This window comes from Duganella sp. S19_KUP01_CR8, from assembly GCF_036688705.1.
In the GTDB taxonomy this organism is placed as follows: Bacteria; Pseudomonadota; Gammaproteobacteria; order Burkholderiales; family Burkholderiaceae_D; genus Rugamonas.
Genome location: NZ_JAQQPR010000004.1, coordinates 178,570 through 205,565, shown reverse-complemented (window position 1 = coordinate 205,565; position 26,996 = coordinate 178,570). Strand labels below are relative to the sequence as shown.

The following is a 26,996-nucleotide window of genomic DNA, read 5'->3' as shown; positions in this document are numbered from 1 at the left end:
TCAAGCTTACACTTTCAACATGCTTAAAACCGAAACCCCCAGTCAGGAACATGCCGGCCTGGATCAGTATCCGGTGGCCTCGCTGGTCGATACGCTGATCGACGACCAGCTCAACGCCGTCGCCGCGGTGCGCGCCGCGGCCGACGTGATCGCTGCCGTGGTCGAGGCAGCAGTACCGCGCATCGCCGCCGGCGGACGGCTGATCTACGTCGGCGCCGGCACTTCGGGCCGGCTCGGGGTGCTGGATGGGGTGGAATTGCATCCGACATTTTCGTGGCCGCATGAACGCGCCTTGTCACTGCTAGCCGGCGGCAAGGGCGCCATGTTCAAGGCGGTGGAGGGCGCGGAGGACGACAGCAAGCAAGGCTTCCTTGACCTGGCGGCCTTGCTGCCGCAGCCCGACGATGTGGTCATCCTGCTGGCCGCTTCCGGCAGCACACCCTATGTGCTGGGGGCGCTGGACGCCGCCCGCACCGCCGGCGCACTGACCATCGGCATCGCCAACAACATCGATGCGCCGGTTGCCGCGCGGGCCGAGTTCGGCATCACGCTTGATACCGGACCGGAAGTCATCTCCGGCAGCACGCGCCTGAAGGCTGGCACCTCGCAGAAGATCGTGCTCAACACCATCTCCAGCGCCATCATGGTGCGGCTGCACAAGGTCTACGGCAACCTGATGGTAGACATGAAGGCCTCCAACGCCAAGCTGCTGCGCCGTGCCGTGGCGCTGACCATGCACGCCACCGGCGCCGATGAAGCCAGCGCGGGTTTCGTGCTGGAGCAATGCGATTACCACGTCAAGGCGGCGATCGTGGTGCTGTTGCGCCAGATCCCGGTGGCGCGGGCGCGTGCATTGCTCGACCAAAGTGATGGCAGCGTCCGGGCGGCACTCCTGCTACAGTAGCGCATCGTCATAGCGAAAGAGGAAGATGCGGCTGCGTCACATAGAAGTTTTTCACGCGATCATGCAAGTCGGCACCATTAGCGGCGCAGCACAGGTGCTGCACATCTCGCAGCCGGCCGTCACCAAAGTCCTGCAGCACTGCGAACTGCAGCTGGGCATGCCGCTGTTCGAGCGCGTGCGCGGCAAGCTGTATCCGAAGCCGGAAGCCCACCGCCTGTTCGCCGAAACCGAAAAACTGAACCGCGACCTGCAAGGCATACGCCGCCTGGCGGCCAGCCTCAAGGGCCGCGCGGTGGAGACCATCCGCCTGGTGTCGACACCGACCGTGGCCGCCAGCGTGCTGCCGCAGGCGATGAGCAACTGGCGCCGCGCCTTCGCCGACACCCGCTGCGAACTGGCGACCCACCACACCAGCGAAATCGTCAACACCCTGCGCCTGGGCGAGGCCGACCTCGGCCTGTCGCTGCAGGACCCGCGCCATCCCGGCATCGTCGCCGAGCCGATCGCGCAGGGCGTGATGACGGTGATCGCGCCGCTTGGCCGCTGGTCCGCCGCGCAAACCGCGCAACCGTTCACGGCGCCGGCGCTGGAAGGCGAATTGATCGGCTACGCGGACAACGACCCGCTCGGCGATCAGGTGCTGGCGGCCTGCGAAGCGCAAGGCATCACGCCGCATTTCCACACCGTCGTGCAGACTTACCAGATCGCCCGCTCGCTGGTGGAAGCCGGCGGCGGCATGGCGGTGGTCGATCCCTTCACCGCGGCATCCGGACGGGGACGCCTGCAAAGCCGGCCGTGGGCGCCGGAAATCCCGATCCAGCTGTATCTGCTGACGCCGGCCCATGCGCCGCTGTCCCACGGCGCCAGCCAGCTGGCCGCCAGCATCGCCGAGGCCGCCCGCGCTCTGCTGGCCTAGTCTTTATTCCCGGGAAATGTGGCTTAAAAGATACAAATATCTTTCCTGAAAGTTCGCTCCGCTGTCATGCTGCTGGGGAGAGCGCTACTTCATGACCAAAAGTTATAGCGGCAAAAGCTAATTTCATTGGCTGGTCAAGGAAGCAAGGCGCTAATCTGGAAAAATAAGAATTCAGATTCACCAAAGGGAGAGACCGTGAAGGTTAAAAAACTGGCGCATATGATTGCGCTGATGGGCGTGTTCGCCCCGGCAGCGGGTCCGGTGTTCGCACAGGATGGCGCGGCCGTCATGCAGCGCGTGGAAATTACCGGTAGTAGCATCAAGCGGCTGGCGAAGGAGGGCGCGTTGCCGGTCCAGGTGATCAACTACGACACCATCGAAAAATCCGGCATCACCAGCACCGAGCAGCTGATCCGCAGCCTGTCCGCCAACGGCACCGGCGCCGACAACATGACTTCCGGGAACAACGTGTTCGGCGCCGATGCCGACCGCGTCAGCGGCGGCGCTTCGTATGCGTCGTTGCGCGGGCTCGGACCCAACAGCACGCTGGTGCTGTTAAATGGCCGCCGCATCGCCACCTTCGGCGCCAGCGCCAAGTCGGTCGACCTGAACGCGATCCCGCTGGGCGCGATCCAGCGCGTGGAGATCTTGAAGGACGGCGCCTCGGCCATCTACGGCACCGACGCCATCGGCGGCGTCATCAACTTCATCCTGCGCACCGATTACCACGGTCTCGAAGTCTCGCTCAACGACAACTTCGCCCAGCATGGCGGCGGCGCCAATCGCCGGCTGTCGCTATTGGGCGGCATCGGCTCCTTGCAGAACGACGGCTTTAACGTCATGGGCAGCGTCACTTATGACAACAACGAAAAGCTGAGCTCGCGCGACCGTACCTTTGCCAACGGCTTCCAGCCTGAGCGCGGCCTGTCGCCGGACACCACCGGCACACCATACGCCAACCAGCTGACCGGCGCCGGCACCGCGCTGGGCACAGGCTTCAAGCGGCCGGGCGATCCCACCACCTATCTGCAGGCGAATCCGCTCAGCTTCCAGGGCAAGTGCGATTCCATACCCGGCATGTCGCAGTATCAGACCGCGCTGTGGAAGGACGTCACGGCGGCGACCCGCAGCACCTACTCCTGCGCCTACGATTACGGCGCCGACTACATCATCAGCGTCCCGGTCGAGCGCCTCAATGCGGTCTCGCGCGGCACGCTTCAAATCAGTCCCGAGCACAAGCTGTTCGTCGAAGCACTGTATGGCCACAACAAGGCCACGGCGGAATTTACCCCGGTGCAGATCCAGACCTCGCTGGCCAACGGCAATGCCTACCCGGTCGGCGGCGCGTATTACCAGGACCTGTCGGCCTTCATTCCGACCTTCGACAAGACCAAGCCCATCATCTACAAATGGCGCGCCAACGCGTGGGGCAACCGCGTCCAGGAGAACGTCACCGACAACGCCCGCTTGCTGATCGGCGCGGAAGGCGTATTGCTCGGCAAGTGGGACTACCGCACCGGCCTGTCGCACGGCGAGAGCAGCACCAAGACCGCGCTGCTCGACGGCTACGGCTACACCAGCAAGATCTTTCCCGCGCTGGCTACCGGCATCATCAATCCATGGCTGACCGCCGGCCAGACCCAGACGCCGGAAGCCATGCAACTGGTCGAATCGACCAAGTTCCGTGGCGCTTTCCAGCACGGCAAAACCACCTTGACCCAGCTGGACGGCAACCTGTCCGGCGAAGTCTGGCAGCTGCCGTCCGGGCCGTTGTCGATGGCGGTGGGTTTCGACCTGCGCCGTGAAGGTTATAACTTCGCCCAGGATGTCGATGCCACGCAGATCCTGCTATCGCCAGGGAACGCCGCGTTGAACGAGGCCACCCGCGACATCAAGGCGGTCTACACCGAGCTGATTATTCCGATCACCAAGGAACTGGAAACCCAACTGGCCTTGCGCCGCGACCACTACAGCGTCTTCGGCTCGACCACCAATCCGAAGATCTCGTTCCGCTATCAGCCGAACGGCATGCTGGTGTTCCGTGGTTCGGCCAACAAAGGCTTCCTGGCGCCGAGCTTCACGCAACTGTATTCAGGCCGGCTGTCGCAGGAACTGCCGAACGGCATCATCGATCCGGTTTATTGCCCGACCCATCCGGGCGATCCGGCCTTCTGCGCCATTGCGCGCCTGCCTTACTTCAGCGGCGGCAATCCGAGCCTGAAGCCGGAAACCTCGAAGCAGGGCAGCCTGGGCATGGTGATCGAACCGGTGCGCGGCTACTCGGCGTCGATCGACTACTGGGCGATCAACTCGCAGAACCGCATCCTGAACCGCACGCCGCAGATCGTGCTGGCCAACGCGGCGCTGCTGTCGCAGAACATCATCCGCAATCCGGACAACACCATCGCCTACGTCAACGCCGGCTGGATCAACGCGGCCGGCACCAAGACGCGCGGGGCCGACCTGAGCCTGCGCGGCGAGGGTAAGCTCGACAGCTACAAGTGGGCCTTCAACCTGGACGGCACTTATACCCAGAGCTTCAAGTTCGCCGAGATCGAAGGCCAGCCGTACCAGGAATACGTCGGCAACTTCTACACGCGCGACCTGTACCTGCGCTGGAAGCACAACGCCAGCCTGAGCCTGTCGCGCGGCGACTGGAGCGGCATGCTGATCCAAAGCTACAGCTCCGGCTACAAGGACCAGCTGCCGGACGGCGGCAAGGCGGCGCCGCCACCGGGCTTCAATCCGAACGTGAAGGCGTACACCAAGTACGATTTGTCGGCGACGTACACCGGCTTCAAGAACGTGACGATCACGCTCGGCATCCAGAACCTGCTCGATACCGATCCACCGTTCACCGCGCACAATGTGGATGAGGTGGTGGGCGCGGGCTGGGATCCACGGGTGGCCGATCCGCGTGGACGGGCGCTCAACGTACTGCTCAAGTACAAGTTCCTGTAATGTCCGCAGACCACGGCCGGCGGCGATTCGGTCACTTGCTGGCCGCCGCCGCGCTGGGCGGCGGCGCGTTGCCGGTCACAGCCAGCGCCGCGCCGGCAGGGAGGAAAGCCATGCGATTGATAAAGCCGCGCCGTTTGCAGCCGGGCGATCTGGTCGGCCTGATCGCACCCGGCGGCCACACCAATGATGCTGCGTTGGCCCAAGCGATCGCGAACATCGAATCGCTGGGCTTACGGGTGCGCTTGGGCGACAACATCCACTACGTCTACGGCAATTACGCTGGCACGGTCGAGCAACGGCTGGCGGATTTGCACGCGATGTTCCTTGATCCCGAAATCAAGGCGGTGTGGGCGGTACGCGGCGGTTCAGGCTGCATCTCGCTGCTGGAGCATATCGATTACCGGCTGATCCGCGCGCATCCCAAAGTGCTGATCGGTTATTCGGATATCACCTGCCTGCATCTGGCCTTGCTCAAACAGGTAGGGCTGGTGACCTTCCACGGACCGGTGGCCACGTCCACTTTTTCCGACTATTCGGTGGAGCAGATGCGCAACGTGCTGATGGCGCCGCAACCAAACTACACGATAGCAATGTCTACCGAGAATCCGCCGCCGCGCACGGTGCACGGCGGCGTCGCTACCGGACGGCTCATCGGCGGCAACCTGTCGCTGGTCAGCGCGCTGGCCGGCACGCCGTACGCGGCCGATTTCAAGGACGCCATCCTGTACCTGGAAGAAGTCAATGAAGAACCCTACCGCATCGACCGCATGATGACGCAGCTCCAGCTCAGCCAAGGCTACCGTCACGCCGCCGCCGTCGTGCTGGGCATCTTTGAAAACTGCGAAGGCGTGGACGGTGAAAGCGCGCTGTCACTGGAAGATACTGTCAACCAGCACCTGCTGCCGCTGCCCCGGCCAGCCGTGGCCGGCTACTCCTTCGGCCACATCCGGCACCAGTTCACGCTCCCCGTCGGCCTGCGTGCCAGGCTGGACACGGAGCAGCAGACGCTCACCTTGCTGGAGTCGGCCGTCAGCTAGAAACCCCATGCTGTCTTTTACTTGGAATGTCCGCAATCAGCACTATAATGTTAAATATACTTAACATTAATTGGCAATCCAAATGAACTTGACGCAGATCGGCAGCGAAATTCAGAGCAAACGCATCCAGGCTGGCCTCCTGCAGGAGCATGTGGCCAAACTTTCCGGACTTTCGCGTGTGACCATCAATCAGCTGGAAAACGGAACCTTGAAGGACCTCGGCTACTCCAAACTAAAGGCTGTGCTGGATATTCTGGGCCTTGATATGGAGACAGTGCGGCCCACCGGACCGAAAAGCGCGCTTGCTATAGCCGCGCGCAGTGTCAGTACCAGCTACCGCGACGTGATCACCCCCGATATGCTATCGGTGATGCTGCGCTCCGGCGAAGCACCGGAGCAATTTCATCCGCACTTGATGGCTTTGCTCGATGAAACACCCTTATCGGTCGTAGTAAAAGCGATCGGCGAGGCTGCCACACCCGAGGTACCCGCAAAGAAAATCATGAAGAACCTCAACCTTTGGGCGAAGCAATGGAAAGTTTGCCGAATGGTCTGGTAGCCGTCAGCTTGGTGCACAAGCCATGCCGGACTGATACACCTCGCATCTGTTTTTGCCGCTGCGCTTGACTTCGTACATGGCGCAATCATCCAGAACCCCGGTTCGTCCGCGGCACGACAAGGATTTGTTACACTGCGTCCTTTTTCAAGCTTCAAGGAACACCATGTCCATCCCAACCGAGTTACGCGCCTACGCGTTACATTGCCTGCTGGAGAACGATCCCGGCGCCAAGGTGACGGCGGTCGCTGCGATGGCGGCGGCATCGCTCGCAGGCGAGTGCGGGCTGGATCCGGCTGTCGCCATCGTGCCGTCGGGCGCCATTCCGGGGCGACCGGTCAAGCCGGAGCTGGTGCCGCCGCTGTCGGTGGGACGGCGTTCGATGGTGACGGTGGAGGGCAGGGCGATGCTGATCCACGCGCTGGCCCACATCGAATTCAACGCCGTCAACCTGGCGCTCGATGCGCTGTGGCGCTTCCCGGATCTGCCGCAGGAGTACTACATCGACTGGCTGCGCGTATCCGCCGAGGAGGCGACTCACTTCGCGATGCTGGCAGCCCACTTGCAAACCCTGGGCTACCAGTACGGCGATTTCCCTGCGCACGACAGTCTGTGGGAAATGGTCGGCAAGACTACCGAGGACGTGCTGGCCCGCATGGCGCTGGTGCCGCGCACGCTCGAAGCGCGCGGGCTGGATGCGATTCCGCCGCTGCGCGCCAAGCTGGCCCAGGCCGGCGACCGCGACGCTGCAGCGATCCTCGACATCATCTTGCGCGACGAAGTCGGCCACGTGGAGATCGGCAACCGCTGGTACAACTACCTGTGCCAGCAACGCAGCCTGGAACCACGCGCCACCTATGCCGAACTGGCCGTGCGCTACAAGGCGCCGACGCCGCGCGGCCCGTTCAATATCGAGGCGCGCCTGAAAGCCGGCTTTACCGAGGAAGAAGTGCGCGATTTGTAGCGCTAATGTGGGCAAACGAACATTGTTCCCATGGAAAACGTTTACCATGGAGGTCGCCGATACCAGCCCAAGGATGCGACCCCATGAACGACTTCAGCGACATCAACCACGCGAGGCGCGATCTGATGATCGCAGGCGCCTTGTCCGCCACCGCCGTCGCGGTGCCGCCCATGGCAAGCGCCCAGCCGGCCATGGTGCCGAATCCGGACCCGTATATTGCCAAACTCAGCATCCAGGTAAACGGCAAGGCCGAGCGCCTGAGTCTGGATACCCGCACCACGCTGCTCGACGCCCTGCGCGAGCACTTGCACCTGACCGGCACCAAGAAAGGCTGTGACCACGGCCAATGTGGCGCCTGCACCGTCATCGTCGACGGCCGCCGCATCAATTCCTGCCTGACGCTGGCGGTGATGCACGACGGCGCCAAAGTCACCACCATCGAAGGCCTGGGCAACAAGGACAAGCTGCACCCGATGCAGGCCTCCTTCATCAAGCACGACGGCTACCAATGCGGCTACTGTACGCCGGGGCAGATCTGTTCGGCCGTATCGGCGCTGGAGGAAATCAAGCAGGGCATACCGAGCCACGTCAGCGCCGACCTGAACGCGCGGCCGCTGCTCAGCGCCGCCGAACTGCGCGAACGCATGAGCGGAAACATTTGCCGCTGCGGCGCCTATTCCAACATCATCGATGCCATCACCGAAGTAGCCGGGAGGACCGCATGAAGGTCTTCAGCTACCAACGTGCACAATCGCCTGCGGAGGCCGCGGCAGCCGCGCTACGCGTACCGGGCGCCAGGTTCATCGCCGGCGGCACCAATCTGCTCGACCTGATGAAGCTGGAAATCGAAACGCCGGCCCACCTGATCGACGTCAACGGCCTCGGGCTGGACAAGATCGAAGCCACCTCCGACGGCGGCCTGCGCATCGGTGCGCTGGTGCGCAACACCGATCTGGCTGCCGACGCCCGCGTGCGGCGCGACTTCGGCGTGCTGTCGCGCGCCTTGCTGGCCGGCGCGTCCGCGCAGCTGCGCAACAAGGCCACCACCGGCGGCAACCTGCTGCAGCGCACCCGCTGCCCGTACTTTTACGACACCAACCAGCCGTGCAACAAGCGCGCGCCAGGCAGCGGCTGTTCGGCCATCGGCGGCTACAGTCGCAACCACGCGGTGCTGGGCGCCAGCGCGTCCTGCATCGCCACCCATCCCAGCGACATGGCGGTGGCCATGCACCTGCTCGACGCCAGCGTGGAGACGGTGCGCCCGGACGGCTCTGCGCGCACCATTCCGATCGCCGATTTCCACCGGCTGCCGGGCACGACGCCGCATATCGAGCACGCGCTGATGCCGGGCGAACTGATCACCGCCGTGACGTTGCCGAAACCGCTGGGCGGCGTGCACATCTACCGCAAGGTGCGTGACCGCGCATCGTATGCGTTCGCGCTGATCTCGGTGGCGGCCATTGTCCAGCCGGACGGCACGGGCAGGGTGGCGCTGGGCGGCGTGGCGCACAAGCCCTGGCGCATGCCGGCGGCGGACGCGACCATGCATCGAGGCGCCAAGGCGGTTGCCGAGCAGTTGCTGGCCGGCGCCAAAACCACGGCAGACAATGCCTTCAAGATCACCCTGGTCCAGCGCACGCTCGGTGCGGTGCTGGCGGAAGCGAAGAAAGGCTGACACATGAAGTTCACCACGCCCGCCACCACCAATCCCATCGATCAGCTCAAGGTCATCGGCAAGCCGGTCGACCGTATCGATGGCCCCTACAAAACCACCGGCACCGCGCCGTATGCCTACGAGCAGCACGCCGCCGCGCCCAACGCCGCCTACGGCTACGTGGTCGGCGCCGGCATCGCCAAGGGTCGCATCAGTTCGATGTCGCTGGACGACGCACGGCGCGCGCCCGGCGTGCTGGCCATCGTCACGGCCGACAACGCCGGCAAGCTCGGCAAGGGAAAGATGAATACCGCCAAGCTGCTGGGCGGACCGGACATCCAGCACTATCACCAGGCGGTGGCGCTGGTGGTGGCGGAAACCTTCGAACAGGCGCGCGCCGCCGCCCAGCTGGTGAAAGTGAAATATGCGGCGGAAAAGGGCGCCTACGACTTGGCCGCCGCCAAGGACAAGGCCGTCCTGCCCGAGGGCAAGGGCAACAAGGACAGCAAGACCGGCGACTTCGAAGGCGCCTATGCCTCGGCCCCGGTGCGGCTGGACGCCAGCTACACCACCCCGGACCAGGCCCACGCGATGATGGAGCCGCACGCGTCCATCGCCGCATGGGAGGACGACAAGCTCACCGTCTGGACCGCCAATCAGATGATCGCCTGGGGCCAGGGCGACCTGGCCAAAACGCTGGGAATACCGAAGGAAAACGTGCGCCTGGTGTCGCCCTACATCGGTGGCGGCTTCGGCGGCAAGTTGTTCGTGCGGGCCGAAGCGCTGCTGGCCGCGCTCGGCGCGCGGGCCGCGAACCGCCCGGTGAAAGTGGCGCTGCAGCGGCCGCTGATGTTCAACAACACCACGCACCGGCCGGCGACCATCCAGCGCGTCCGCATCGGCGCCAGCCGCGAGGGCAAGATCAGCGCCATCGGCCACGAGAGCTGGTCCGGCAACCTGCCGGGCGGCAGTCCGGAGACGGCGGTGCAGCAGACCAAGCTGCTGTACGCGGGCGCCAACCGCATGACTAAAATGCGGCTGGCCGTGCTCGATCTGCCCGAAGGCAACGCCATGCGCGCGCCGGGCGAGGCGCCGGGCCTGATGGCGCTGGAAATCGCGATGGACGAGATGGCCGAGAAACTGAAGATGGACCCGGTCACCTTCCGCATCATCAACGACACCACCTCCGATCCCGAGAACAAGGACCGCAAGTTTTCGCAGCGCCGGCTGGTCGAATGCCTTCGCACCGGCGCCGATCAATTCGGCTGGAGCAAGCGCAGCGTCCAGCCCGGCAAGCTGCGTGAAGGCCACTGGCTGATCGGCATGGGCGTGGCCGCCGCCTTCCGCAACAACCTGGTGATGAAGTCGGCCGCGCGCGTGCGGCTGGACCGCGGCGGAGTGGTCACCGTGGAAACCGACATGACCGACATCGGCACCGGCAGCTACATCATCATCGCCCAGACCGCCGCCGAGATGATGGGCGTGCCGCTGGCCAGCGTGGTCGTCAAGCTGGGCGACTCGTCGTTCCCGGTGTCGTCCGGCTCGGGCGGGCAGTGGGGCGCCAACAGTTCGACGGCCGGCGTGTACGCGGCCTGCGTCAAACTGCGCGAGGCGGTGGCGCAAAAACTTGGCCTGGATCCCGACGACGCCATCTTTGCCGACAGCGCCGTGCGCGCGGGCGGTCGCACGGCGCCGCTGGCGCAGGCGGCGGCCGATGGCGAACTGGTGGCCGAGGACTTCATGGAATACGGCGACCTCGACAAGAAGTACCAGCAATCGACCTTCGGCGCCCACTTCGTCGAAGTCGCGGTCGACGCGGCCACCGGTGAAACACGCATCCGGCGCATGCTGGCGGTGTGCGCCGCCGGGCGCATCCTCAATCCCAAATCAGCCCGCAGCCAGGTGATCGGCGCCATGACCATGGGCGCGGGCGCGGCGCTGATGGAGGACCTGGTGGTCGACCAGCGCGGCGGTTTCTTCGTCAACCACGACCTGGCCGGCTACGAAGTGCCGGTGCACGCCGACATCCCGCACCAGGACGTCATCTTCCTCGACGAAACCGACCCGATCTCGTCGCCGATGAAGGCCAAGGGGGTGGGTGAACTGGGCATTTGCGGCGTCGGCGCGGCGATCGCCAATGCGGTTTACAACGCCACCGGCGTGCGCGTACGCGACTATCCACTTACCCTCGACAAACTGATCGGAAAATTGCCGGAACCGACGTAAGCCCGGCCGCGCGGCACCCTCATCCGTATTCCCTACACCCGGCAGTGGCATTTCAAATCGCTATTGCAAATCTAAATGATAGTCATTATCATTCACATTGATTATGCTATTGTTAATTTTAACTGCTTGACACCAGCGGCATGCTGGCGTCCGGCGGATCGGGAGCGGGCATGCAACAGGAACGACTTTACGAAGTAGTCATCAACGCCGAGCGGCAGTACTCGGTCTGGCCGGCGCAACGGCCGGTGCCGGAGGGCTGGCTGGCGACGGGATTCCGCGCCACCCGCGAACTGTGCCTGGCGCATATCGACACCGTCTGGCAAGACCTGCGTGAACACAGCCTTCAACTGGCGCTGGCCGGCGGGGAGCTGCGTCATGGGTAACAAACTGCCATCCGACGCCGCCATCGAGCTGGTCTCGCCGGCCCAGCGCAGCCTGTGGTTCCTGAGCCAGCTGAGCCAGACTACCCAGCGCCTGCACATCCGCATCGAATTGCGCTGGCCGAAAGCCGTAGACCGCGCGCTGATCGCCTATGGCCTGACCGCTTTGCAGGCACGCCATCCAATTTTGCAAACCACGTTCCACCGCCTGGCCTGGGGCGACATCGAACAGCGCCTTGGCAGCGCGGCGCCGCTTCTGCTGGAGCGCAGCGGTGACTACGACCGCTGGTCCGAACGCCAGGACTTCGATCTGGAACGCCAACCTGGCATGAAAGCCTGGCTGAATGGTTCGACCCTGGTCCTGGCCGTGCATCGCATGGTCGCCGACGTTAACTCGGTCGAGAAGCTGGTCGATGAACTCCTGCGCGGCATCGCCGGCGAGCCATTGCCGGCAATCGGATCGTTGGCCTTTCACCAGCACGCGGCCCGCCAGTTGGCGCAACTGAGTTCCGGCGCGCTGGCATCCGACTACGACTATTGGATGACCAAGCTGGCCGACGGATCGCCAGCATTGGCGCTGGCTCTGGATCGTCCGCGTACAGCGGTGCGCACCTATGCCGATGCGCAGGTGGACGCAGTGGTCGATGGCGCCTTGTCCCAAGCGCTGGATTCGTTCTGCGCCGCTAGCGGCGCGCATCCGGAGCAGGTGCTGCGCGCCGTATTCGCCACCCTGATGTACCGCCACAGCATGCAATCCGATCTGCGTATGGCGACGTTCGACGCCGGCCGTCCGGCCGCGGTGGACAGCATCATCGGCCCGTTCGAAAATATCCTCGTCTCCCGCCTGGCGCTGGACAGCGGCATGAGCTTTGCCGCGTTGCTGGATGCGGTGCGCGTTGAAGATGCCGCCAATCTGGCACACGCCGCGCTGCCATTCGAGAAGCTGCTGGAACGGCTCAATGCCGACGGTTTCCAAAAACACGAATTGCCGTTCCAGGTGGCTTACGTCTGGCGCGGACATGACGCCCGTCTGAAGGGCGATGTCGCGCTAAGGATAGACGAAGACCAGGCCCTGCGCGTGGACCTGCTGCTGCGCGCCAGCGTGCGCGTCGATGGCCGCTATGCGCTGGCCTTGTCGTATGTCGCAGCCTTGTTCGACGCCTCCACCGCTGGCGCGCTGCTGGAGCGGACGCTTTCCCTGCTGGCGCAGGCGCTGGCCGCGCCGCAATCCCGGCTTGACCAGTTGCAGCTGGTCGATGCGCAAGCGCTGGCGCAGCTGAGCTCTCCGTGGCCGGCCGCCAGCTATGCGCCAGTCCCGGTACACCAGCTGATGGAGCAGAAAATAGCGCAGCACGGGCAAGCCGAAGCACTGGTGTGCGGCAGCGATTCCCTGAGCCACGCGGCCATGCACGCGGCGGCCAATCGCTTGGCGCATTACCTGGTCTCGATCGGCGTGCGCGCGGAAACCCGCGTAGGCGTGGCGCTGGAGAGGGGCGTCGACATGATCGTCACCTTGCTGGCGGTGTTCAAGGCCGGCGGCGCGCTGGTGCCCATCGATCCGGCCTATCCGCAAGAGCGCATCGAATACATCCTGGAAGACGCGGCGGTCTTCTGCCTGCTGACCCAAGCTTCGCTGCAAGACCAATTGCCGGCGCCGGCCAACGGCGCCACCATCGCGGTCGATGCGCTCGACCTGTCCCAATTGCCGGACAGCCCGCCGGACCTGTACGTATCGCCGCAGCAGATGGCCTACATCATCTACACCTCCGGCTCCACCGGCAAGCCCAAAGGCGTGGCGGTCGCGCACGGGCCATTGTCGCTGCACTGCCAAGCCACGGCGGAACTGTACGAAATGAGCGCCGCATCGCGCGAGCTGCACTTCCTGTCGATCAGCTTTGACGGCGCCCACGAGCGCTGGATCGTACCGCTGATCGTCGGCGGCTGCGTGGTGCTGCGCGGCGGCGCATTATGGAGCGCGGCCGAAACCCACGCCGCCATGCGCGAGCACCGCGTCAACAACGCCGGTTTCCCCACCAGCTACGTGCAGCAGTTGGCCGAATGGGCCGAGGGCCGCAGCGACGCGGCATCCCTGCGCCTGTTGTCCTTTGGCGGCGAGGGCATGCCCCGCGCCACCTTCGAACAACTCAAGCGCGCCTTGTCGCCCGAGTGCCTGATCAACGGCTACGGCCCGACCGAAACGGTGATCTCGCCACTGGCGTGGAAGACCACCGCCAGCGCCAGCTTCGATGGCGCGTTTGCGCCGATAGGCCGCGCCGTCGGCCCGCGCCGCGCCTATGTGCTGGACGCCGACCTCAATCCCGTGCCGCCCGGCGTGGCGGGTGAACTGCATATAGGCGGCGCATGCCTGGCGCGCGGCTACCACGGGCAAGCCGCAGCGACCGCAGACCGTTTCATCCCCGACCCGTTCACGGCCGACGGCGGGCGCATGTACCGCACCGGCGACCAGGTGCGCTGGCGCGCCGACGGCATCATCGAATACCTGGGGCGCCTCGATCACCAGGTCAAGGTGCGCGGATTCCGCATCGAATTGGGCGAGATTGAAGCGGCGCTGGGCAAGCTGGCATCGGTGCGCGAGGCCGTCGTGGTGCTGCACCAGACCCCGCAAGGCGCCAGGCTGGTTGGCTACGCCGTGGCCGAGCAGGGCGCTGTGATCGACGGCGCCACGCTGCGCCACCGGCTTGCCGCGCAACTGCCGGACTATATGGTGCCTGCCGCAGTCGTCATGCTCGACAGCCTGCCGCTGACGCCGAACGGAAAAATCGACCGCAAGGCGCTGCCGCTGCCGACCCAGGAACGGCGCGAAGTGGTGGCGCCGTCCACCGATATCGAACGCCAGCTCGTGGCGATCTGGCAGGAAGTGCTGCAACTACAGCAGGTCGGGGCCACCGATAACTTTTTCGAACTGGGCGGCGATTCGCTCAGCGCACTGCGCGTGCTGACCATGCTCGACAAACTGCTGCCGGATCACGGCCTTGGCATCGTCGACCTGTTCAACTACCCGGACATCGCCAGCCTGGCCCGCGCGCTTAGCGACCAGGATATGGCGGGCAGCGAAGTCGTGTGCCTCCAGCGCGGCGGCAGCAAGCCTATGCTGTACTGCTTCCCCGGACTGCTGGTCAGCACGCTGGAATACACGGCGCTGGTGAACTACCTGGGCCCGGACCAACCGGCCACCGGCTTTATCTGCCACTCGCTGTCCGGCGGCGACGGCGAACCGCTGGCCGTCGCCGCGCTGGCGGCACGCTACGCCGACCATATCCGCAGCCAGAGCGCCGGCCAGCCGGTGATGCTGCTGGGCTGGTCGTGGGGCGGCATCCTGGCCTACGAAGCGGCGCGCCTGCTGGGTGACAGCGTCGATGTGCGCTTTGTCGGCATGCTCGACGTCTGCGCGCTTGACGCGGAGTTCGCGGTCGGCGGCGAGAAGCCGCTGGAACCGTCGCTGCGACTAAGCCTGCAAAACGACATCGACGCCTGGCTGGCCGTCAGCACCATGCACAAACGCTGGCTGGAACTGCTGGGCCGCATGGACGCCACCGTCTACACCCAGTTCCTGCACTACGTGAACAACAGCCCGGAACCATTGCCATTGGACGGTCCGGAGATCGGCAGCCGCGAACACATTTTCTGGACGCTGATGGAAAACGCGCTGGTCTTCCGCGACTACACGCTGGCGCCGCTCGATTGCCGCATCCACGCATGGATCGCCGAAGACTCGCTGCTGCGCGGGATGAACGTGATCGATTGGCGCAAACAGTCCAGCAAGGTCGAACGCGTGCACGCCATCCCCGGCAGCACGCACCTGAGCATCATCGCCGATCCGCAATTCCACCAGAGCTTTGCACTCAGCGTTGAAATGACCATTCACCCACTTGAAGAAAGCTTTACCTGATGCGACACCAGTTGAACAAGCAAGACCTCACGCCTTTGGCCCGCGCCGTAGCAGGCGCCATGCTGCTGATGGGCGGCTATCACCTGGGCGCCTGCGCCAGTGAGGCCGAAACCACCCTGTCCACCATCGTCGTGCAGGGCGAGGCTGACGTCATCGCAAAGCGCAGCAGCACTGGCAGCAAGGGCGACACGCCCATCGTCGAAGTACCGCAATCGATCTCGGTGCTGAACCGCGAACGGCTGGATGCGCAAAAAGCGCCCGGCATACCGCAAGCGCTGCGCTACACGGCCGGCATGCAGACCGAGAGCTTCGGCGTCGATCCGCGCTTCGACCAATACATGATACGAGGCTTCGAAGTCGGCTCCAACGGCATTTTCCGCGACGGCCTGAATCTGCCGACGCGCGGCTTCACCGGCTTCACGCTGGAGCCGTATGGATTGGAAAGCCTGGAAGTGCTGCGCGGCCCGAGCTCCGTCCTGTACGGCCAGGCGGAAGTAGGCGGCATGGTCAACGCCGTCAGCAAGCGGCCGACCGCATCCCGGCTGCGCGAAGTGGAAGTGAGCTACGGCAGTTACGACCGCAAGCAGGTCGCCGCCGATGTGGGCGGGCCGCTGGACGAGCAGGGCGTATGGCTGTACCGCGTCACCATGCTGGCGCGTGAAGCCAAGGGCGCCATCGACTACACCAAGGACAATCGCCAGTACTTCGCGCCAGCGCTGACCTGGCATCCGGACGCCGACACCACGCTCACGCTGCTCGCCTATCTGCAAAACGATAACGTGCCGCCGAATTTCTACTTGCCGTCCATCGGCACGCAGAAGACCGGCCCATTCGGCCAGATCCCGGCCAACCGCTTCGTTGGCGAGCCGGGACTCGATCACTTCAAGACCGAACAGCGCAGCGTCGGCTACGTGTTTGAAAAGCGTTTGTCGCCAGCCTGGAAGGTGCGCCAGAACCTGCGCTATGCGACCGAGAAGGTCGACTACCACAGCCTGTACATGACCGGCCTGCACGACGACGAGCGTACCATCGACCGCGCCAACTTCTCGGCGCAGCAAAAGGCGCGCGTCTTCGCCGCCGACCAGAATGTTGAATGGAGCAGCCGCTTCGGCGCCATCGACAACACCTTCGTGGCCGGCATCGACTACAGCCGCGCCGTGCAGGAAGGGCAGAACTACCTGGGCGAGGCGCCGACGCTGGACGTGATCTCGCCGGTCTACGGCCAGGCGGTCGGCGTGCCGGACAAGTATGAGGACAAGCGCAGCACCCTGAGCCAGACCGGCGTCTACGCCCAGAACCAGATGAAGTTCGACGGCCAGTACCTGCTGACGGCGGGCCTGCGCCGCGACCGCAGCCGCATCGACAACGACGACTACTTCAACGCCGCGCAAAACAGCCAGAAGGACAACGCCACCACCGGCCGCCTGGGCCTGACCTGGCTGGCGCCGAACGGCGTATCGCCTTACCTGAGCTACGCCACCTCGTTCCGTCCCGTGATGGGCCAGACCTTCGACGGCCACAATTTCGAGCCGGAGAAAGGCAAGCAGGTCGAACTGGGCGTCAAATGGGCGCCGTTGGATCGGCCGGCGCTGTTCACCGCAGCGGTATTCGATCTGCGCAAGAGCAACGTGCTGACCGCAGATCCGGATCACGTGGGCATCGGCGCCCAGATCCAGCGCGGCGAAGTGCGCGTGCGCGGCCTGGAGCTGGAGGCCGAAGCAAAACTGGACAACAACTGGAAAGTCAACGGCTCCCTGACCGGACTCGATGCCAAGATCACCCGCAACAACGACGGCAACGAAGGCAAGCGTCCATCGCTGGTGCCGCGCGTGAACCTGGCCGCATGGGCCGAGCGCACATTCGGCCAGGGCTGGCGCGCCGGCGCGGGCGTTCGGCGCACCGGCGCCACGTTCGGCGACGACGCCAACACCTTCGAACACGCCGGCGTCACCCTGGCCGACGCCATGCTGGGCTACCGCTATCGGCAATGGGACTTCGCGCTCAACGTCAGCAACCTGACCGACAAGACTTATCTGGGTAACTGCTCGACCGACGGCAGCTGCAATTACGCCGCCCGCCGCCAGGCCCAACTCACAGCCCGCTACGTGTGGTAACACGGTGCCAGCCATTCCTCCATACGATTTATACGAAGGATAAAGCATGAACGACACTGTAAAATCCGCGCCATTCCGCAGCGCGATCCTGTCCGGCCAGGCGCTGGAGGTGGTGCATGCCGCCGACACGCTGGCCGTCAGCCGCAACGGCCAGCCGGTACTGCAACTGAACGTCGACCTTGGCAACGAATGCTGGTTGGCACGCAAATCCGGCGCACCACAGCCGCCGGCCTTGCTACAACTGGCCTTGTTGGCCGCGTTGGAGTCGCTGAGCGCTTCCAGCGCCGAACTGACGAACATCCGCCTGCATGCCGGCGAATGGCCCGAGATCAAGGCGGACCTGCTGCGCAGCGGCGTGGCCCGCGAGGCCGGTCCGTCGCTGACCGTATCGCCGGCGATGTTGTGGCAACTGCCGCAACTTTGGCTGCCGCAGGCGCCGGCCATCTACCCGCAAAACCATGTACGCACCGGCGAACGCTGGCACCCGCAACGTCCCGCCAAGCCGCAGGGCTATGTGTACGAGCGCTACATCCCATGGCTGGGCCAGAGCATCGCCTTCCGTGTCGCCAGCGTCGAGCAGGACCTCGGCACCATGCACAAATGGATGAACGATCCGCGCGTGGCCCAGTTCTTCCAGGAGGAAGGCGACCTTGATTACCAGCGCGCCTACCTGAACGGCCGCCTGGCCGATCCGCACATGCTGCCGCTGATCGCCGAGTTCGACCGCGTGCCGTTCGGTTACATGGAAGTGTATTGGTCGCAGGAGAACCGCCTCGGGCCTTACTACGCCGCCGACGACTACGACCGCGGCTGGCATGTGCTGGTCGGGGAGGCCGCCTATTCGGGCGGGCAGTTCATCAGCGCCTGGTTGCCATCGCTGATGCACTACATGTTCCTGGACGAGCCGCGCACCCAGCGCATCGTCGGCGAGCCTGCGGCCAGCCACCAGCGCCAGGTGCGCAACCTGGAACGCTCGGGCTTCGCCGCCATCAAGGACTTCGACTTCCCGCACAAACGCGCCACGCTGGTGATGCTGATGCGCGAGAAGTTCTTCAGCAACCGACTGTGGCATCCAAGCCCGAAAGCCTGAGGAGCGACCATGTACACTGAACCACATACCTACGACATCGTCGGCGTCGGCTTCGGCCCGTCCAACCTGGCGCTGGCCATCGCGCTGGACGAGATCCTGCGGGAGCGCGGGCGCGAACTGTCGCATTGCTTCATCGAGCGCCAACCGCGCTTCACCTGGCACGGCGATATGCTGTTGCCCGGCACCGATATGCAGATCTCCTTCCTGAAGGACCTGGTGTCGCTGCGCGATCCGACCAGCCCTTACTCCTTCGTGAACTACCTGCGCCAGCACAACCGGCTGGAGGCCTTCATCAGCCAGAAGACCTTCTTCCCGAGCCGGATCGAGTTCAACGACTACCTGCGTTGGACCGCCGGCCATTTCGACGCCCATAGCCGCTATGGCGAAAGCGTCACCCGCGTGGTCCCCGAATACAAAGGCCGCGACGTGGTCGCGCTGCAGGTGCACTCCGCCGACGTTGCGGGCCGCGAGCGCCAGCGCCGCACCCGCAGCCTGGTGTTCGCGCCCGGCGGCCGGCCATTCGTGCCGGCGTGCCTGGCGGAGCTCAACGATGCGCGCATCATCCATTCGTCGCGCTACTTGAGCGAGATCGAACGCAATCCGCTCGGCACCAGCGGCGAGCATGCGCTGGCGGTGGTGGGCGGCGGCCAGAGCGCGGCCGAGATCTTCCTCGACCTGGTGTCGCGCTATCCGAACGCGAAGGTGGACCTGATCCTGCGCGGTTCAACGCTCAAGCCATCGGAAGACGGCCCATCGATCAACCACATCTTCGACCCGGACTACACCGACTTCTTCTTCGGCCAACCGCAGCAGGTGCGGCAGTCGCTACTGGCGGAATTCCGCCACACGAACTACGCCGTGGTGGACGGCGACCTGATAGAACGCATCAGCGCCATGCTGTACGCCCAGCGCGTCGACGGCAACGAGCGGGTGAGGGTGCTCAGCTCCTGCGCCATCGAGCAGGTGCAAAGCGACGAGCATGGTCTGACCCTGAGCCTGGCCCAGGCAGGCGCCGGGGAGCTACGCCAGCAGCGCTACCAGCGCGTGATCAGCGCCACCGGCTATCTGCGCGACACCAGCCGTTCGCTGTTGGCCGAACTTGAACACGAGTTGGACGGCTTTACGATCGGCCGCCACTATCAGCTGGCCACGCCGGCCCACGTGCAGGCGCCGATCTTCGTGCAGGGTTCGTCCGAGACCACGCACGGCCTGGCCGACACGCTGCTGTCGGTGCTGGCGATACGTTCACACGAGATCGCGTTGTCGCTGGTGGACAAGTTGTCGCCCAAGCCGCAACGGCCGGCCCGTACCGACAACGTCGTGATGGAGGAAGTGGAATGAGTTTCGCCAGCGCCGCTTTGCCGGACATGAATTCGCCGCACCTCAAGCGCCTGTTGTTCACCCTGGCGCTGCCGGCGGTGATCGGCTTGTCGGCCAATGCGATGCACCAGTTGGCGAATGCCTTCTTCGTCAGCCAGCTGGGCGTGCACGCCATCGCCGCGATCAGCATCTGCTTCCCCTTGCTGATCGTGTTCGGCGCGATCGGCGAAGGCGCGGGCGTGGGCGTGGCCAGCTGCGTGGCGCGCATGCTGGGCGCCGGCGACGGGCAACAGGCCAATCGCACCGCCAGCACCGTCATGGTGCTGCTGGGCGTGGCCGGCTGCGTGATGGCGGCGCTGCTGATACCGCTGCTGCCCATGCTGCTGGCCGCGATGGGCACCACGGCCGAAGCCATGCCGGCATCGACCGTCTACGCCACCATCTTCTGCTACAGCGCGCCGCTGATCCTGTTGCAGATGCTGTGCGACTTCATCGCCATCTCGGAAGGGAACACCCGCTTCAGCATGTGGACCTTGATCGGTTCCTTCGCGCTGAACGTGATTCTCGATCCGATCCTGATCTTCCACTACGAGATGGGCGTGGCCGGCGCGGCCTGGGCCACGCTGATCTCCGCGCTGGCGGCGCTGGCAGCGTATGCCGTCTACTTCTACAAACGCATCGGCAAGATCCATGTGGCGCCGCGCCATGTGCGGATCGACTGGCGCGGCTTGTGGCAAGTGGTGCAGGTGGGCGTACCTGCCGCCATGTCGACCGGACTGGCGGCGGTGGCGTTCGCACTGATCTACCGGAACGCCGCGAGCTACGGCGACACGGCCGTGGCGGCGGTGGCGATCGGCCTGCGCATCCTGACCGGCGGCAGCCTGCCGCTGGTGGGCTTCTGCCTTGGCGCGCAAGCCTTGCTGGGCTTTAGCTGGGGCGGCGGACAGCGCCTGCGCTTCCTGCAGACGACGCGGCTGATGCTTGCCATCTGCAGCGGCTTCGCCATCGTCTATTCGGCGCTGGTGATCGTGTTCGCGCCGTGGATCGTCACCTGGTTCACCAACGATCCCGCCGTGCAGCAGCTGGCGGTGACGACCTGCCGCGTGTTCCACCTGAGCTTTTGCCTGTTCGGCTTCCACATGGTGGCGGTGGTGGCGCTGCAGGCTGCGGAGCGTAGCCGCAAGGCCGCCTGGCTGGTGTTGGCGCCGCACGGCTACCTGCTGATACCGCTGCTGTTCCTGCTGCCGTCGCTGTGGGGACTGAATGGACTGATCGCCAGCATGGCGATCGCCGCCACCCTGAGCGCCGCATTGGGCGCGACCATGCTGCTCGGCGAAATGGGCGCGCTGCGCCGCATCGCCGGCCAGGAAGGCGCGTCTTCGATTGAAACTCTACAGGCTACAAACTAATGCGTCGAATCGCTACATTGCTGCATCGCTGGGCCGGTCTGCTGATCGCCGGCTTCCTTTTCATCAGCGGCGTGACCGGCGCCGTGATCTCCTGGGATCACGAGCTGGATGAACTGCTCAACCCGCACCTGACCGATGCATCCGGCGTCGGCCCGGCGCTGCCGGCGCTGCAACTGGCGCGGGCGTTGGAGGCGCGCCATCCGCAGATGCAGGTGCTGTCGGTGCCGATGGCGGCGGAACCGGGACATTCGCTGGCCTTCTACGTGGAGCCACGCGTGAACCCGGCCACCGGCGCGCTGTATCCGGCGCCGTACAACCAGGTGTTTGTCGATCCGGTCACCGGCGCGGAGCTGGGCGCGCGCAAGTGGGGCGCGGCCTGGCCGATCACGCGCGAGACGTTCGTGTCCTTCCTCTACCAGCTGCACTACACGCTGCACATTCCGCAGATGTGGGGCATCGAGCAATGGGGCCTGTGGCTGATGGGCGGCATCGCGATGATCTGGACGGTGGACAGTTTTGTCGGCTTCTATCTCACGCTGCCGGTGCGGCGGCGCACGGTGGTGGCGGTCGGCCCGCAGTCCAAGAGCTGGTGGCAGCGCTGGCGGCCTGCATGGCTGATCCGCTTTGGCGCCGGCGGCACCAAGTTCAATTTCGACCTGCATCGCGCGTTCAGCCTGTGGACCTGGCTGCTGCTGTTCATCATCGCCTTCACGGCGTTCTCATTGAACCTGTACCGGGAGGTGTTCTTCCCCGTGATGTCGCTGGTGTCGGACGTGACGCCGTCGCCGTTCGATGTGCGCACGCCGACTGGCCCGACCAAGCCGATCGCACCCGCGCTGGCATATGCCGAAGTGCAGGCCAAGGCCGAACCGGAAGCAGCCCGGCGCGGCTGGCGCGAGCCGGTGGGGAACCTGTCGTATTCGCCCGAGTACGGCATCTACTCGGTGGCCTTCTTCGCGCCGCAGGACGAGCACGGCGCCGGCGGCGTCGGCCACCGGCAGCTGTACTTTGATGGCCGCAGCGGCGCACTGCTGGGCGACCGCCAGCCGTGGAAGGGCACGGCGGCCGACATCTTCATCCAGGCCCAGTTCCCGCTGCACTCGGGACGCATCCTGGGCATACCGGGTCGCGTGCTGATCTCGCTGATGGGCCTGGTCGTCGCCACCTTGTCCGTGACCGGCGTGCTGATCTGGTGGCGCAAACGAAGCGCTCGGGTCACTGCGGCGGCCAGAGTGTCGGCGCCGGCGGCGGCGGCCGCGCGGCGTTGAGCAAACCCTGCTTCACCGTGGAGGTGTTGTAAAAAACGACTCTGCGGTGAAAATTCGATGAAAAATCTCCGATAAGTTCCCACTTGGAATTATCAATATGATAATTTAATCGCACATCGCCTGGAGCGGGCGCTCCAATGTGGATGGCGGAACTTCGACGGAGAAACGATGGAAAAGCACAAAATCAAACTGGCGCTGCTGCTCGTAGTGACCGGATTATTCGCTGGCTGCACGGCGACTGGCAACCAATTCCCCACGGTTTACGAGTCGGCACGTACCTCGGCGGGCGATGCGGAAAAAACGCTAACGGACGCGGAAGCGATTGCGGCGATGGCCCGCTACGTCCCGTATGCAAAAATGTCAGAAGCGGTCTATCGGAGGGAGCTGCGTGGGTCCACTGCGCTTCTGGCGACGGCCTGCGACTATGTTGCTTCCTCTGATCCCAAAACCCTGGCGCTGGATCTCCCGAAAGATTGGATCAGGCTCGACAGAAAAATGATGATCACTCTTGGTATGGAACCAGCCGGCGCCGCCGAACCGCTCCGGCCATGTCGCGGCAACGTGGGGTTGGAATACGAAACGTACGTGAAGCTTGACCCGGCTGGCCGTCCGCTTGAAGCGACGATCGCCTTTCGCGGCACGGAGAACATACGCCGACAATGGCTCAACGACTGGGTCGCGAATTTTAGCAACGTCGATTTCGGTGTCGGCGGAAATGCTCAATTCAAGGAGGCTCGAGCCGAGGGGATGAGAATGATCGAGGCGCTGGCCCGTGTGCTGCCTAAAACCAAATCGACTCCTGTCTGCACGGCCGTGCAAGGAAAAACTGAGGGCATGCAGGTCCCGATCGAGCTGACCGGACATTCCTTGGGCGGTGGACTTGCCCAACATCTGGCGTATTCCGTTGACGCTTGTCTTGTGCGCTCAACCATTACATTCGATCCGAGCCCGGCCACCGGATGGTTCTTTCTCAAATGGAGGAAGGCCGTGATCGCGCAGGACCCGATCATTCATCGGGTCTACATCGATGGGGAGGCGCTGTCGTTTGTCCGTGGAGTCTCGACGAAATTCAACTTGCCCCGTGAAAATCGGGTCGACGTCAGAATCGCTTTTCCAGCCATCAGTGCCGGACCATCTGGGCGTCACAGCATGACGCTGCTGTACGGCAGCATCGAGAGTGCCTCCAATTGGCAACCGGCGGCAGCGCCGGCTCCGATCGACGACTACGCTTCCACAGTGGTCCATCCGGAAGTTTCTAAAATCAACTAAGGCCGGGTCCGAAAATACCGTCCCGGGGATGCCCCGAAATGGCGCTTGAACATGACGATGAAGTTGCTGGTCGTGGCGTAGCCCAGCGCGTCGGAGACGGCGTTCACCGATACGCCCTGCGCCAGGCGTTCCAGCGCGATCGACAGCAGGAATTGCTGCCGCCATTGCCCGAAGCTGCAACCGGTTTCGCGGCGAAACAACCGGCTCATGCTGCGTGACGACAAGCCGGCCCAGTCCGCCCATTCGGCGAGGCTGCGGCCGTCGTCCGGCGCGGCGGCCAGTGCGGCGGTGATGCGCAGCAGGCGGCGGTCCTGCGGCATGGGCAGGTGCAGGGCGGCTTGCGGCTGCTGGTGCAGCTCGTCCAGCAACACCGACAACACGCGTTGCTGCGGCGGCGACAGCGCTTCCTGTCCGGTCCATGTCGCGGCCTGGCGCACCAGCGCGCGCATGATCTCGGTCACGCCGATGACGGTGGGGTGGGGCGGCAGTTGCGCGCTGGCGGCGGGCGTCAGCAGCACGGTCCAGCCGCTGCCCGCGCCGGTGATGCTGACCCTGTGCAGTTCGCCGGGCGGCAGCCAGCCCGCGCGTTGCGGCGGCAGCAGCCAGGAGCCGGTGGCGGTCCGCACATGCACCAGGCCGCTCTCCACGCAAAACACCTGGCCGCGATGATGGCGGTGCCAGTCGTATTCCCGCGTCCCCAGTTGAAACTCGTTGCCCTGGCCGGGATCGCCCCACAGCACGATCAGATCGGGGCCGTCCTCACGCTCGCTGTGGTTTTCCTGCATGGCTCAATTTCATTATTTATCGACCAAACCACGTTATCACTGCACGACTGAATTGTCCAATACTGAGGTTCTTAGCAACCAACCAGGACAGATATCCCATGCAGAACAATCGATTCCACGTCGCCATCATCGGCGCCGGCCTTGGCGGACTGTGCCTCGCCCAAGCGCTGAAGCGGCTAGGCATTCCGTTCGACGTGTTCGAGCGCGACGCGGCGCTGGACAGCCGCCCCCAAGGCTATCGCCTCCGCATCAATGCCGACGGCCAAGCGGCGCTGCGCGAGTGCCTGCCGCCGCAGTTGTACGCCTTGTTCCAGGCTAGCTGCGCGGATGAGCTCGGGCAGGTCCATGCGCTGGACGTCCAGCTCAACAGCGCGGCGCGCTGGAACGAGGCCTGGGATGACGGCGAGCACGCCGAGCAGGACCTCAAGGCCCATCGCCAGACCTTGCGTGAGGTGCTGATGTGCGGCATCGCCGACAGAGTGCACTTCGGCAAGGAGCTGCGCAAGATCGACCGCGACCACGAAGGCCGCGTGTCGTTTGAATTTACCGATGGCACGCGCCACCGGGCCGATCTGCTGGTCGGCGCCGACGGCAGCCATTCGCGCGTCGCGGCGCAGTGCTTCCCATCGGCGCAGGCGCACGATACAGGCGCCGTCTGCATCTACGGCCGGGCAGGGCTGGACAGCGCGGCGATCGCGCCGCTGCTGCGGCAGGGCACCTCGGTGGTGTTCGGCGACGATCTGGCGCTGGTGCTCGATGCCATGCGCTTTTCCGGCGCGGTCACGCTGAACCCGGTCCAAGACTACCTGTACTGGGCGATGATAGGTCGGCGCGAACGCTTCGGCCTGGGCGCGCAGTTGCCTGCCGACGAAGCCGCCGTGCGGCGCTGCATCGCCGCCGTCAGCGAACACTGGGCGCCGGGACTAAGCGCGGTATTCGCCGCGACGCCGGCCGGCATGCTGGCCATGCTGCCAGTCCGACAGGCGGGCACACCGTTGGAGACGGTTCCGGGCAGGGTGACGGCGCTGGGCGACGCGGTGCACGTGATGAGTCCGGCCAGCGGTTTGGGCTGCAATAGCGCGCTGCGCGATGCGGCCACGCTGGCCACGCAGCTGGCCAAGGCGCTGATGGGCGCGCTGACGCTGGAGCAGGCCGTCGGCAGCTACGAAAACGATATGCGCCTGCGCGCGGGCGCGGCGCTGCAGGCATCGGCACGCGGCGCCCAGCGGCTGTACGGCAGCGCGAAGGACGCGACGGCCGGGATTTGACGGCCAGCGGCTTGCCCCGTTGTCAGTCCTGCTCGTCCGAGACGAAAGCCTGGCCGCGCCCCAGTTGCTTGGCCTTGTACAAGGCCGCGTCCGCCCGTTGCAGCAAGGTGGCAGGGGCCTGGTCCGGCCCCGGATGCACGACGGCGGCGCCGACGCTGATGGTGACCACCGGCGCGGTCGCGGAATCCAGATGCTCGATGGCCAGCGCCCGAACGGCCAGCTCCACCCGCTCGGCCAATGCGCGCGTGGCGGCGACGTCGGTTTCCGGCAGCAGGCAGAGAAACTCTTCGCCGCCATAACGTCCCGCCAGGTCGCCGGCGCGCTGCATGGCCGAGGACAGCGCGCCGGCCACCCGCTTCAGGCAGTCGTCGCCGGCCTGGTGGCCGTAGCGGTCGTTGTAGCGTTTGAAAAAATCCACATCGATCATCAGCACCGCCAGCGGCATGCCGCTGCGCAGGCAGCGCCGCCATTCGACCTCCAGCCGCTCATTCAGGTGGCGCCGGTTGGCGATGCCGGTCAGACCGTCCACGAAGGCCAGCGCGTGCAGCGTGTCGACGTATTGCTTCAGCTGCAAATGGGCGCGCACCCGGTGGCGCAGCGTCAGCGGATTGACCGGCTTGGTAACGAAGTCGGCGCCGCCGGCTGCCCAGCAGGCGTTTTCCTCCTCCGGCGTGGTGCCGGCAGTCACGAAAATGACGGCGATGCCGCGCGTATCGGGATGCTGTTTCAGGCGCCGGCACACTTCCAGGCCGTCCAGGCCGGGCATGACGACATCGAGCAGCACCAGGTCGGGCGCGCCGCGCTCGCACAGCTCCAGCGCCTGCACACCGCTGGTGGCGACAAACAGTTCGTAGTCGCCGGCCAGGATCTGATGCATCAGCCGCAGATTGGCCTGCTGGTCGTCCACCAGTAGTACTTTGCCGTGCCTTGCGCCGGTCTGTAAGTTTGTGTTCATCTCGTTGCTC

At 65.0% G+C, this 26,996-nt stretch carries 20 protein-coding genes; 18 read left to right on the top strand and 2 right to left on the bottom strand.

Going from position 1 to position 26,996, the window contains the following annotated elements:
- Positions 1-19: 19 nt before the first annotated feature.
- The 17 genes from V6M89_RS05975 (at position 20) to V6M89_RS05895 (ending at position 23,978) form a co-directional block, all read left to right on the top strand.
- Complete coding sequence (locus V6M89_RS05975) at positions 20-904, top strand: N-acetylmuramic acid 6-phosphate etherase (RefSeq protein WP_332852340.1); 885 nt, start codon at positions 20-22, stop codon at positions 902-904.
- A 25-nt stretch (positions 905-929) separates the two neighbouring features.
- A complete protein-coding gene (locus V6M89_RS05970) occupies positions 930-1,820 on the top strand; it encodes a LysR family transcriptional regulator (RefSeq protein ID WP_332852339.1) in 891 nt (296 codons plus the stop codon).
- Positions 1,821-2,015: 195 nt separating this feature from the next.
- A complete protein-coding gene (locus tag V6M89_RS05965) occupies positions 2,016-4,781 on the top strand; it encodes a TonB-dependent receptor (protein WP_332852338.1) in 2,766 nt (921 codons plus the stop codon).
- Positions 4,781-5,818 (top strand): S66 peptidase family protein, encoded by a 1,038-nt coding sequence (locus V6M89_RS05960; protein ID WP_332852337.1) that lies wholly within the window; start codon positions 4,781-4,783, stop codon positions 5,816-5,818. Before V6M89_RS05965 ends, V6M89_RS05960 begins: the two co-directional genes overlap by 1 nt.
- 82 nt (positions 5,819-5,900) lie before the next feature.
- Positions 5,901-6,377: a helix-turn-helix domain-containing protein gene (locus V6M89_RS05955; RefSeq protein WP_332852336.1), complete on the top strand. Its 477-nt coding sequence runs from the start codon at positions 5,901-5,903 to the stop codon at positions 6,375-6,377.
- A gap of 163 nt (positions 6,378-6,540) precedes the next feature.
- A complete protein-coding gene (locus V6M89_RS05950) occupies positions 6,541-7,338 on the top strand; it encodes a ferritin-like domain-containing protein (protein WP_332852335.1) in 798 nt (265 codons plus the stop codon).
- A gap of 83 nt (positions 7,339-7,421) precedes the next feature.
- The gene (paoA, locus tag V6M89_RS05945; protein ID WP_332852334.1) at positions 7,422-8,063 is read left to right on the top strand and encodes an aldehyde dehydrogenase iron-sulfur subunit PaoA; all 642 of its coding nucleotides are present in this window, start codon (positions 7,422-7,424) and stop codon (positions 8,061-8,063) included.
- On the top strand, positions 8,060-9,013 hold the full coding sequence (locus V6M89_RS05940) for an FAD binding domain-containing protein (RefSeq protein WP_332852333.1): 954 nt from the start codon (positions 8,060-8,062) through the stop codon (positions 9,011-9,013). Before paoA ends, V6M89_RS05940 begins: the two co-directional genes overlap by 4 nt.
- A 3-nt stretch (positions 9,014-9,016) precedes the next feature.
- The gene (gene paoC, locus V6M89_RS05935) at positions 9,017-11,218 is read left to right on the top strand and encodes an aldehyde oxidoreductase molybdenum-binding subunit PaoC (RefSeq protein ID WP_332852332.1); all 2,202 of its coding nucleotides are present in this window, start codon (positions 9,017-9,019) and stop codon (positions 11,216-11,218) included.
- A 170-nt stretch (positions 11,219-11,388) separates the two neighbouring features.
- Positions 11,389-11,601 (top strand): MbtH family protein, encoded by a 213-nt coding sequence (locus V6M89_RS05930; protein ID WP_332852331.1) that lies wholly within the window; start codon positions 11,389-11,391, stop codon positions 11,599-11,601.
- Complete coding sequence (locus V6M89_RS05925; protein WP_332852330.1) at positions 11,594-15,508, top strand: amino acid adenylation domain-containing protein; 3,915 nt, start codon at positions 11,594-11,596, stop codon at positions 15,506-15,508. The genes V6M89_RS05930 and V6M89_RS05925 overlap by 8 nt, the downstream gene beginning before the upstream one ends.
- A gap of 11 nt (positions 15,509-15,519) precedes the next feature.
- On the top strand, positions 15,520-17,622 hold the full coding sequence (locus V6M89_RS05920; RefSeq protein WP_332852329.1) for a TonB-dependent siderophore receptor: 2,103 nt from the start codon (positions 15,520-15,522) through the stop codon (positions 17,620-17,622).
- A 46-nt stretch (positions 17,623-17,668) separates the two neighbouring features.
- On the top strand, positions 17,669-18,712 hold the full coding sequence (locus V6M89_RS05915; RefSeq protein ID WP_332852328.1) for a GNAT family N-acetyltransferase: 1,044 nt from the start codon (positions 17,669-17,671) through the stop codon (positions 18,710-18,712).
- A gap of 9 nt (positions 18,713-18,721) precedes the next feature.
- A complete protein-coding gene (locus V6M89_RS05910; RefSeq protein ID WP_332852327.1) occupies positions 18,722-20,053 on the top strand; it encodes a lysine N(6)-hydroxylase/L-ornithine N(5)-oxygenase family protein in 1,332 nt (443 codons plus the stop codon).
- Positions 20,050-21,441 (top strand): MATE family efflux transporter, encoded by a 1,392-nt coding sequence (locus tag V6M89_RS05905; protein WP_332852326.1) that lies wholly within the window; start codon positions 20,050-20,052, stop codon positions 21,439-21,441. The genes V6M89_RS05910 and V6M89_RS05905 overlap by 4 nt, the downstream gene beginning before the upstream one ends.
- Positions 21,441-22,709, top strand: a complete 1,269-nt coding sequence (locus tag V6M89_RS05900; RefSeq protein WP_332852325.1) for a PepSY-associated TM helix domain-containing protein — start codon at positions 21,441-21,443, stop codon at positions 22,707-22,709. The genes V6M89_RS05905 and V6M89_RS05900 overlap by 1 nt, the downstream gene beginning before the upstream one ends.
- Positions 22,710-22,877: 168 nt before the next feature.
- Positions 22,878-23,978 (top strand): lipase family protein, encoded by a 1,101-nt coding sequence (locus V6M89_RS05895; protein ID WP_332852324.1) that lies wholly within the window; start codon positions 22,878-22,880, stop codon positions 23,976-23,978.
- Here V6M89_RS05895 and V6M89_RS05890 read toward each other — a convergent pair.
- Positions 23,975-24,763 (bottom strand): AraC family transcriptional regulator, encoded by a 789-nt coding sequence (locus V6M89_RS05890; RefSeq protein WP_332852323.1) that lies wholly within the window; start codon positions 24,761-24,763, stop codon positions 23,975-23,977. The genes V6M89_RS05895 and V6M89_RS05890 overlap by 4 nt on opposite strands.
- A gap of 98 nt (positions 24,764-24,861) precedes the next feature.
- On the opposite strand from V6M89_RS05890, the gene V6M89_RS05885 reads away from it, so the two are divergent.
- The gene (locus V6M89_RS05885) at positions 24,862-26,031 is read left to right on the top strand and encodes an FAD-dependent oxidoreductase (RefSeq protein ID WP_332852322.1); all 1,170 of its coding nucleotides are present in this window, start codon (positions 24,862-24,864) and stop codon (positions 26,029-26,031) included.
- Between the two features lie 22 nt (positions 26,032-26,053).
- Here V6M89_RS05885 and V6M89_RS05880 read toward each other — a convergent pair whose 3' ends face one another.
- Positions 26,054-26,986: a diguanylate cyclase domain-containing protein gene (locus V6M89_RS05880; protein WP_332852321.1), complete on the bottom strand. Its 933-nt coding sequence runs from the start codon at positions 26,984-26,986 to the stop codon at positions 26,054-26,056.
- Positions 26,987-26,996: the final 10 nt, after the last annotated feature.

Coding starts and splice junctions, on each gene's coding strand:
- V6M89_RS05975 (WP_332852340.1), top strand. CDS start 20: ATGCTTAAAACCGAAACCCCCAGTCAGGAACATGCCGGCCTGGATCAG.
- V6M89_RS05970 (WP_332852339.1), top strand. CDS start 930: ATGCGGCTGCGTCACATAGAAGTTTTTCACGCGATCATGCAAGTCGGC.
- V6M89_RS05960 (WP_332852337.1), top strand. CDS start 4,781: ATGTCCGCAGACCACGGCCGGCGGCGATTCGGTCACTTGCTGGCCGCC.
- V6M89_RS05955 (WP_332852336.1), top strand. CDS start 5,901: ATGAACTTGACGCAGATCGGCAGCGAAATTCAGAGCAAACGCATCCAG.
- V6M89_RS05950 (WP_332852335.1), top strand. CDS start 6,541: ATGTCCATCCCAACCGAGTTACGCGCCTACGCGTTACATTGCCTGCTG.
- paoA (WP_332852334.1), top strand. CDS start 7,422: ATGAACGACTTCAGCGACATCAACCACGCGAGGCGCGATCTGATGATC.
- V6M89_RS05940 (WP_332852333.1), top strand. CDS start 8,060: ATGAAGGTCTTCAGCTACCAACGTGCACAATCGCCTGCGGAGGCCGCG.
- paoC (WP_332852332.1), top strand. CDS start 9,017: ATGAAGTTCACCACGCCCGCCACCACCAATCCCATCGATCAGCTCAAG.
- V6M89_RS05930 (WP_332852331.1), top strand. CDS start 11,389: ATGCAACAGGAACGACTTTACGAAGTAGTCATCAACGCCGAGCGGCAG.
- V6M89_RS05925 (WP_332852330.1), top strand. CDS start 11,594: ATGGGTAACAAACTGCCATCCGACGCCGCCATCGAGCTGGTCTCGCCG.
- V6M89_RS05915 (WP_332852328.1), top strand. CDS start 17,669: ATGAACGACACTGTAAAATCCGCGCCATTCCGCAGCGCGATCCTGTCC.
- V6M89_RS05910 (WP_332852327.1), top strand. CDS start 18,722: ATGTACACTGAACCACATACCTACGACATCGTCGGCGTCGGCTTCGGC.
- V6M89_RS05905 (WP_332852326.1), top strand. CDS start 20,050: ATGAGTTTCGCCAGCGCCGCTTTGCCGGACATGAATTCGCCGCACCTC.
- V6M89_RS05900 (WP_332852325.1), top strand. CDS start 21,441: ATGCGTCGAATCGCTACATTGCTGCATCGCTGGGCCGGTCTGCTGATC.
- V6M89_RS05895 (WP_332852324.1), top strand. CDS start 22,878: ATGGAAAAGCACAAAATCAAACTGGCGCTGCTGCTCGTAGTGACCGGA.
- V6M89_RS05890 (WP_332852323.1), bottom strand. CDS start 24,763: ATGCAGGAAAACCACAGCGAGCGTGAGGACGGCCCCGATCTGATCGTG.
- V6M89_RS05885 (WP_332852322.1), top strand. CDS start 24,862: ATGCAGAACAATCGATTCCACGTCGCCATCATCGGCGCCGGCCTTGGC.
- V6M89_RS05880 (WP_332852321.1), bottom strand. CDS start 26,986: ATGAACACAAACTTACAGACCGGCGCAAGGCACGGCAAAGTACTACTG.